Below are 6,791 nucleotides of genomic sequence, written 5' to 3'. Positions count from 1 at the left end.
TCGGCCATCTTCSCGTCATCCTTCTTCAGGTAGTAGTCGCGGTCCGGCAGTCCCAGGCCACTCTGGCTGAAGTCGATGACGTATTTGGTGGAGTCCTTGTTGTCCTGATGGATGCCGAAGTCGATCAGCACGCTGCGGTTCTGCAGGTTGGCATGGGCGAGGAAGGCCGGCAGGTCTTTCTTGTCCTTCAGTGCGGCGATGCGGTCCAGTTCGGACTGGATCGGACTCATGCCCAGCTGCTCCAGTTTCGCTTCGTCCATGAAGCTGGCGTAGAAGTCGCCGATTTGCTTGGTGTCGGCCGTATCGCCTTTCGTGGCGGCGTTTTCAATGATGGCCCGCAGCTGCGGCTGGATATCTTCGAACAGTTTTTCGAAAACGCCCCAGCTGGACATCTCGCCCGGAATCTCGGCCGTCGCCAGCCACTTGCCGTTCAGGTGCTTGAAGAAGTCGTCCTGTGCACGCACGGAGGAATCGATGTATTGCAGGTCAATGCCCGACTTGTCGGCGCCGATTGCGGCGCTCGACAGCAGGGCCAGCGCGAGGGCGCTAAGCAGATGTTTTTTCATTTTGGGTGTCTCTTTCGCTTGTCAGAACCAACGGCGTGAAGCTGGTGGCTGCCACATCGTGGCAGCCACCTGGGTTACGCCTTGGGTTTTACCAGATAATCGCGCGCTCTTTCGGCGACAGGTACATCTTGTCGCCCTGCTTCACCTTGAACGCATCGTAGAAGGCCGGCTGGTTGCGCAGAGTGCCGTTGGCGCGGAACTGGCCTGGCGAGTGCGGGTCAGCCTTCAGGCGTGCGATCAGGGCAGCGTCGCGGTACTTCACGCGCCATACCTGGGTCCAGCCCATGTAGAAGCGCTGATCGCCCGTGTAGCCGCCGATCACCGGCGCCTTCTTGCCCTTCAGGGACAGTTTGTACGCCTTGTACGCGATGGCCATGCCGGAGTTGTCGCCGATGTTCTCGCCCAGGGTCAGCTCGCCGTTCACGTGATAGCCCGGCAGCGCTTCGAACTCGCTGTACTGCTTCACCAGAATCTGAGTGCGTTCCTTGTAGCGCTTATTGTCTTCCTCGGTCCACCAGTTGCGCAGATTGCCGTCGCCGTCGTACTGCGACCCCTGGTCATCGAAGCCGTGCGAGATTTCATGGCCGATCACGGCGCCGATGGAACCGTAGTTCACCGCATCGTCTGCGCTCATATCGAAGTAAGGCGGCTGCAGGATACCGGCCGGGAACACGATCTCGTTCATCTCCGGGTTGTAGTAAGCGTTGACTTCCTGCGGCGTCATCAGCCACTCGTCGCGGTCAATCGGCTTGCCCAGCTTATTGGTTTCGCGCAGGTGGTCGAAGTCGTGCCAGCGCATCACATTGCCCGCTAGGTCTTCACGCTTCACGTCCAGCGTCGAGTAGTCGCGCCAGTGCGCCGGATAGCCGATCTTCGGCGTGAACTTGGCCAGCTTGGCTTGCGCTTCCTTCTTGGTCGCTGGGCTCATCCAATCCAGCTTGTTGATGCTTTCCTTGTAGGCCAGCAGCAGGTTCTTTACCAGCTCGTCCATGCGCGCCTTGCGCTCAGGCGGGAAGTATTTTTCGACATACAGCTTACCGACTGCCTCGCCCAGTGCGGACTGGGTCAGGGTCACGGCACGCTTCCAGCGCGGACGATTTTCGGTGGCGCCAGTCAGCACCGTGCCGTAGAAGGCGAAGTGCTCGTCCACGAAGGCTTTCGACAGCACCGGCGCGTAGGCGCGCAGCAGCTGGTAGTCCATGTATGCCTTCCAGTCCTGCAGCGGCACTTCCTGGATCACTTTCGCCAGGCCTTGCATATAGCTTGGCTGGCTCACGATCACGTCCTTGGTCTTGCCGGCGATGTTGGCGTCGGTCAGCCAGGTGTTCCAGTCGAAGCCCGGCGCCAGTTCCTGCAGCTTGGCGATTTCGTACTTGTTGTAAGCCTTGACCGGATCGCGCAGTTCCACCTTGGTCCACTGGATCTGCGCCAGGCGGGTTTCCAGCGCCACGATGGCTTTCGCGGTGGCGGCGGCGTTCTGTTCGCCAGCCAGGGTCATCATGCGTGCGACGTGCGCTTCATACTTGGCCAGGGTGTCGGCCATTTTCGCGTCGTCTTTTTTCAGGTAGTAGTCGCGGTCAGGCATGGACAGGCCGGATTGCGCCAGGTCGGCCACGTAGCGGGTCGAGTCCTTGTTGTCCTGGTGGATGCTGACGTCGAACGGCGAAGTCACGCCCATGCGCGACATATGCGCCCATTGCGCGGCCAGCTGCGCCTTGTCGCTGATGGCGGCGATCTTGGCGCGCTCGCCGCTCAGCGGGGCGATGCCCAGTTTGTCGGCCTGTGCTTCGTCCATGGCGGAGGCGAAGAAGTCGCCCACTTTTTTGGCTTCGGCGCTGCCGCCTTTGGCTGTCTTCATCCAGTGGCCGTTCAGGTGGTTGTAGAAGTCGTCCTGGGCCCGGACGGCTTTGTCCATGTTCTGCAGGTCGATACCGGACTTCAGCGGCGCCTTGTCGGCTGCGATGGCGCTGCCGGCGGCAAACAGGCTTACGAGCATTGCGCTCAGAATGGTGCGTTTCAAAGTAACCCTCCGATGTTGTTTTAGGATTTACCGCGCGACTCTAACATGCCACTAAGGCAACAATGAAAAAAAGCCACGTCGTTCGTGGCTTTTTTGAAAAACCCGGGGCAAAGACCTGGTGGCTGCCACAGCGTGGCAGCCACCTGCTTTTACGCCGTGGGTTTTTACCAAATGATGATGCGGTTTTCAGGCGCGACGTACATCTTGTCGCCTTCCTTCACGCCGAAGGCATCATAGAAGCCCGGCTGGTTGACCACGGTGCCGTTGGCGCGGAACTGGCCCGGCGAGTGCGGGTCGGTCTTGATACGCTTGATCTGCTCGGCGTCGCGGGTCTTGCTGCGCCATACCTGGCCAAAGCCCATGTAGAAGCGCTGGTCGCCGCTCAGGCCGTCGATCACCGGCGCAGGCTTGCTGCCCAGGGAGATCTTGTACGCCTTGTAGGCAATCGCCAGACCGGAGTTGTCGGCGATGTTTTCGCCCAGGGTCAGGGCGCCGTTCACGTTATAGCCGGGCAGCGGTGCATAGGACGAATACTGCTTGATCATCGCATCGCCCTTGGCCTTGAAGTTGGCGCGGTCCTGGTCGGTCCACCACACGCGCAGATTGCCGTCGCCGTCGTACTGCGAGCCGGAATCGTCGAAGCCGTGCGAGATCTCGTGGCCGATCACGGCGCCGATCGCGCCATAGTTCACCGCATCGTCAGCCTTGGCATCGAAGAACGGCGGCTGCAGGATGGCTGCCGGGAACACGATCTCGTTGGCGGTCGGACGGTAGTAGGCATTGATGGTCTGCGGYGTCATGCCCCATTCATCCTTGTCGATCGGCTGGCCCAGCTTGGCGAGGTTGCGGTTGTATTCGAATTCCGCCGCACGCTCCATATTGCCCAGCAGGTCGCGCTCGGACATCTGCAGCTTGCTGTAGTCGCGCCATTTGTTTGGATAGCCGATCTTCGGCGTGAACTTGGACAGCTTTTCCTGCGCCTGCTTCTTGGTCTCGGCACCCATCCATTCGATGCTGTCGATGCTCTGCTTGTAGGCGACCAGAATGTTCTTCACCAGTTCATCCATACGCGCCTTGCGCTCGGCCGGGAAGTATTTGGCCACGTACAGCTTGCCCAGGCCTTCGCCGATCGCTTCTTCCGTCACGTTCACGCCACGTTTCCAGCGCGGCTCCTGCTCGGTCACGCCGGACAGCACGGTGCCGTAGAAGGCGAAGCTGGCGTCGGAGTAGGACTTGCTCAGATAAGGCGACGCGTCACGCAGCAGCTGCCAGGTGAAGTAGGCTTTCCAGGTATCGATCGGCGTGCTGTTCGCCAGCTTGGCGAAGGCTTCCAGATAGCTCGGCTGGCTGACGATCACGGTATCGGTCTTGGAAGCGATACCGGCGGCGCCCAGCGCGGCCTTCCAGTCATAGCCCGGCGCCATCTCGTTCAGCTTGGCGATATCGGTCTTGTTGTAGCGCTTGACCGGATCGCGGTTCTGCACGCGGGTCCACTGCGCTTCAGCCATCTGGGTTTCCAGCGCGACGATGGCCTTGGCTTTCTCGGCGGCGTTCTTTTCGCCCGCCATGCCCAGCACCTTGGCGACGTGCTGCTCGTATTTGGCCAGCGTCTCGGCCATCTTCGCGWCATCCTTCTTCAGGTAGTAGTCGCGGTCAGGCAGACCCAGGCCGCTCTGGCTCAGGTGGGCGGCGTATTGGGTGGAGTTGCGCGCATCCTGGCCGACATACACGCCGTATGGCGCAGGCACGCCCATGCGGTTGAAGTGGGCGATCAGCGCCGGCAGGGCCTTCACATCCTTCATGCTGCGCACGCGGCTCAGTTCACCGGACAGCGGCTTGATGCCGGCCTTTTCCAATGCGGCTTCGTTCATATAGCTGGCGTACAGCGCGGCGATCTTCTGCTCGTCGCCCTTCAGACCCTTCTGCTTCTGCAGTTCTTCGATGATGCCGCGCAGCTGCGGCTTGGTGTCGTCGGCCAGCTTGTTGAAGGAACCCCAGCGCGATTTGTCGGCCGGGATCTCGGTGGTCTTCATCCACTCACCGTTCAGGAAGCTGTAGAAATCGTCCTGCGGACGCACGCTCTTGTCGATGTATTGGGTGTCGATGCCGGAGATGGGTTCGGCGGCGTGGGCAAATGCAGCTGCAAGGCTCAGGGCCAGGGTACTCAGGAGGAGTCGTTTCACGAGGTGCGTCCTTTTGGAATCTGGTTTTAGTGTCTCTGGCCGCCCCTGCCGCCTTATGGGGGCGGGGCCGGGCCAGTGCGCTAGCGTACACCAGATTTTTCTGGATGACACCCCTTGATGCGTAACGTAACGTTAGACAGCGACTGTCACTCTCAGGAAGGTGGCCGGAATCACCGTCTGGTCCGGCTGTCCGCTGCGGTTCTCCGCGACGAACAATGCCTCCAGATCGCGCTGCAACTCGGCTTCCTTGCCGTTTTTGGCGGCCGCTTCGAAGGCGTTCATGGTGGGGCCGTAGTACAACCGGAAGTTATCCAGGAACTCCGCGGGCGGGCCGGGATAGCGGAAGGTGAACGAGTCGCGCAGGAAGGAAATGCGCTCGGGAGGGATACCTGCAGCGCCGAAGCGCTCGGTGACATTGGCCTCGACGCCCCAGGTCATCGGGCTGATGAAGCCTTGCGGCGGCGCTGGCGTGTAGGCGGCGCTGGTGCGCAGAATCTGGGCCACCAGGGTAGGATCGTTGGGAATCCAGTTACCCATGACGACTTTGCCGCCCGGTTTGGTGACACGCACCATTTCCTTGGCCACGGCAAAAGGATCAGGCGCAAACATCGCGCCGAAACAGCTCAGGCTCAAATCGAAAGACTTGTCCGCCAAGCCTTGCAGATTGATGGCATCCCCTTCCTCGAAGCTGAGATTGGTGGCGCCCGCCTCTCTGGCACGCTTGTTCCCGGCTGCAACGAGGTTGCTGGCAATGTCCACACCCAGCACCTGGGCCGCCAGTTGCGCGGCTGGAAAAGCCGTGGTGCCATCGCCGCAGCCCAGATCCAGCACGCGGTCCGTCTTCCTGATCCCGAGCTGCTCGACCAGCGCCTGCCCGCTTTCGCGCATGCTGGCTGCAATGCGCGTGAAATCACCCTTCTCCCACAAGGCCTTGTTCGGATTCATATGACCTCCCGTTATCAAAACGTTCAGCCAGTCTAGTCCACTTAAAACTTTGTTTCCAGGCGAATGGTGACCTGGCGATAGGTCGGGTTCAGCGTGGTGGCGTAAGACGTCAAACCGTTGGCATCCACCGTGTTGGTGCCGGTGGCGTCGTCGGCCAGCAGGTTGGCGACCGAAACGCGCAGCTGGGTGCGGCCGTCGAACTTCCACAAGCCGTACATATCGACCACGCGCTTGCGGCTGGTTTCCACCACCTGCGTCAGGCTGGTCTGCACGCGGATCGCCGGGGTCCAGTTGTAGCTGGCGCCCAGAGTCAGCGGGATCGGCTTGAAGCGGTAATCCATGCCCAGATTGGCGGTCTGCTTGGGCTGCTGATCGAGGCGGTTGYCCGGGCCGGGAATGCCATCCACGCTCGACCAGAAGCGGCTGTAGTTGCTGCGGAAGTCGAGGTTCGGCGCACCCTCTCCCATGATCTCGGCCAGCTGGAACTTGGCTTCCAGCTCGATGCCCTTGGTGCGCGCGTGGCCGATATTGCCCGGCGTGGACACCCAGCGCTGGCCGAGGTCCGTCTGCTGCAGGCTCAGTTCGCGGCGGATCAGGTTGTYGATGTCGCGCACGAAGCCGCCGATGCTGACGATGCCGCTGCGGCCCAGGTAGTGTTCGTAGGCGAAGTCCAGGCCCGTTGCCAGTTCCGGCTTCAGGTCCGGATTACCGATGCGGTCCGGACGCGTGGCGCTGTTCAGGCGCGACAGGAAAGGCAGCGCAATCAGGTCCTGCACGTTCGGCGACTTGTAGCTGCGCGTCAGGCTGGCGCGCAGCTGGTCTTTCTGGAAGCCCGGAATGCGATAGACCGCGTGCAGCAGCGGGCTGAAGACGCTGCTGGTGTTGCTCACTTTGCCTGCGCTGCGGTCGCTGCTGGTGCGGATGCCTTCCCAGCGCGCGCCCATGTAGACACCCCACTGCGGCGTGATGTCCCACTCGTCCTGCGCGAAGACGGYGGCGCGGCGCGTATCCGCCGTCAGGTTGTCGCCGGAATCGGAGAACTGCGGATTACCGTTCTTGTCCAGCGACACTTTGGTC

4 protein-coding genes and 1 pseudogene are annotated in these 6,791 nt (G+C 61.3%); all 5 read right to left on the bottom strand.

Going from position 1 to position 6,791, the window contains the following annotated elements:
• Positions 1-566 (bottom strand): annotated as a pseudogene (locus AB4Z11_RS24420) (M13 family peptidase); the annotation flags it as partial.
• Between the two features lie 88 nt (positions 567-654).
• Entirely contained in the window at positions 655-2,562 is a 1,908-nt protein-coding gene (locus AB4Z11_RS24415) for a M13 family metallopeptidase (RefSeq protein WP_442028295.1), read from the bottom strand.
• A 188-nt stretch (positions 2,563-2,750) separates the two neighbouring features.
• Positions 2,751-4,769 carry a M13 family metallopeptidase gene (locus AB4Z11_RS24410; RefSeq protein ID WP_442028293.1) on the bottom strand — a complete coding sequence of 673 codons (2,019 nt, stop codon included), beginning with the start codon at positions 4,767-4,769 and terminating at the stop codon, positions 2,751-2,753.
• Positions 4,770-4,901: 132 nt separating this feature from the next.
• A complete protein-coding gene (locus tag AB4Z11_RS24405) occupies positions 4,902-5,714 on the bottom strand; it encodes a class I SAM-dependent methyltransferase (RefSeq protein WP_442028292.1) in 813 nt (270 codons plus the stop codon).
• Between the two features lie 41 nt (positions 5,715-5,755).
• Positions 5,756-6,791 (bottom strand): TonB-dependent receptor plug domain-containing protein (locus AB4Z11_RS24400; RefSeq protein WP_442028290.1); only part of this gene is annotated, 1,036 nt, incomplete at its 5' end.

Origin of the sequence: Pseudoduganella sp. RAF53_2 (genome assembly GCF_052113985.1) — a bacterium.
GTDB lineage: Bacteria > Pseudomonadota > Gammaproteobacteria > Burkholderiales > Burkholderiaceae_D > Rugamonas.
The sequence above is the reverse complement of the archived record's forward strand: the minus strand, read 5'-3'. Positions and strand labels throughout refer to the sequence as shown.

Excerpts from the sequence above, each read along its gene's own strand:
- AB4Z11_RS24415 (WP_442028295.1), bottom strand. The coding sequence starts at position 2,562 with ATGCTCGTAAGCCTGTTTGCCGCCGGCAGCGCCATCGCAGCCGACAAG.
- AB4Z11_RS24405 (WP_442028292.1), bottom strand. The coding sequence starts at position 5,714 with ATGAATCCGAACAAGGCCTTGTGGGAGAAGGGTGATTTCACGCGCATT.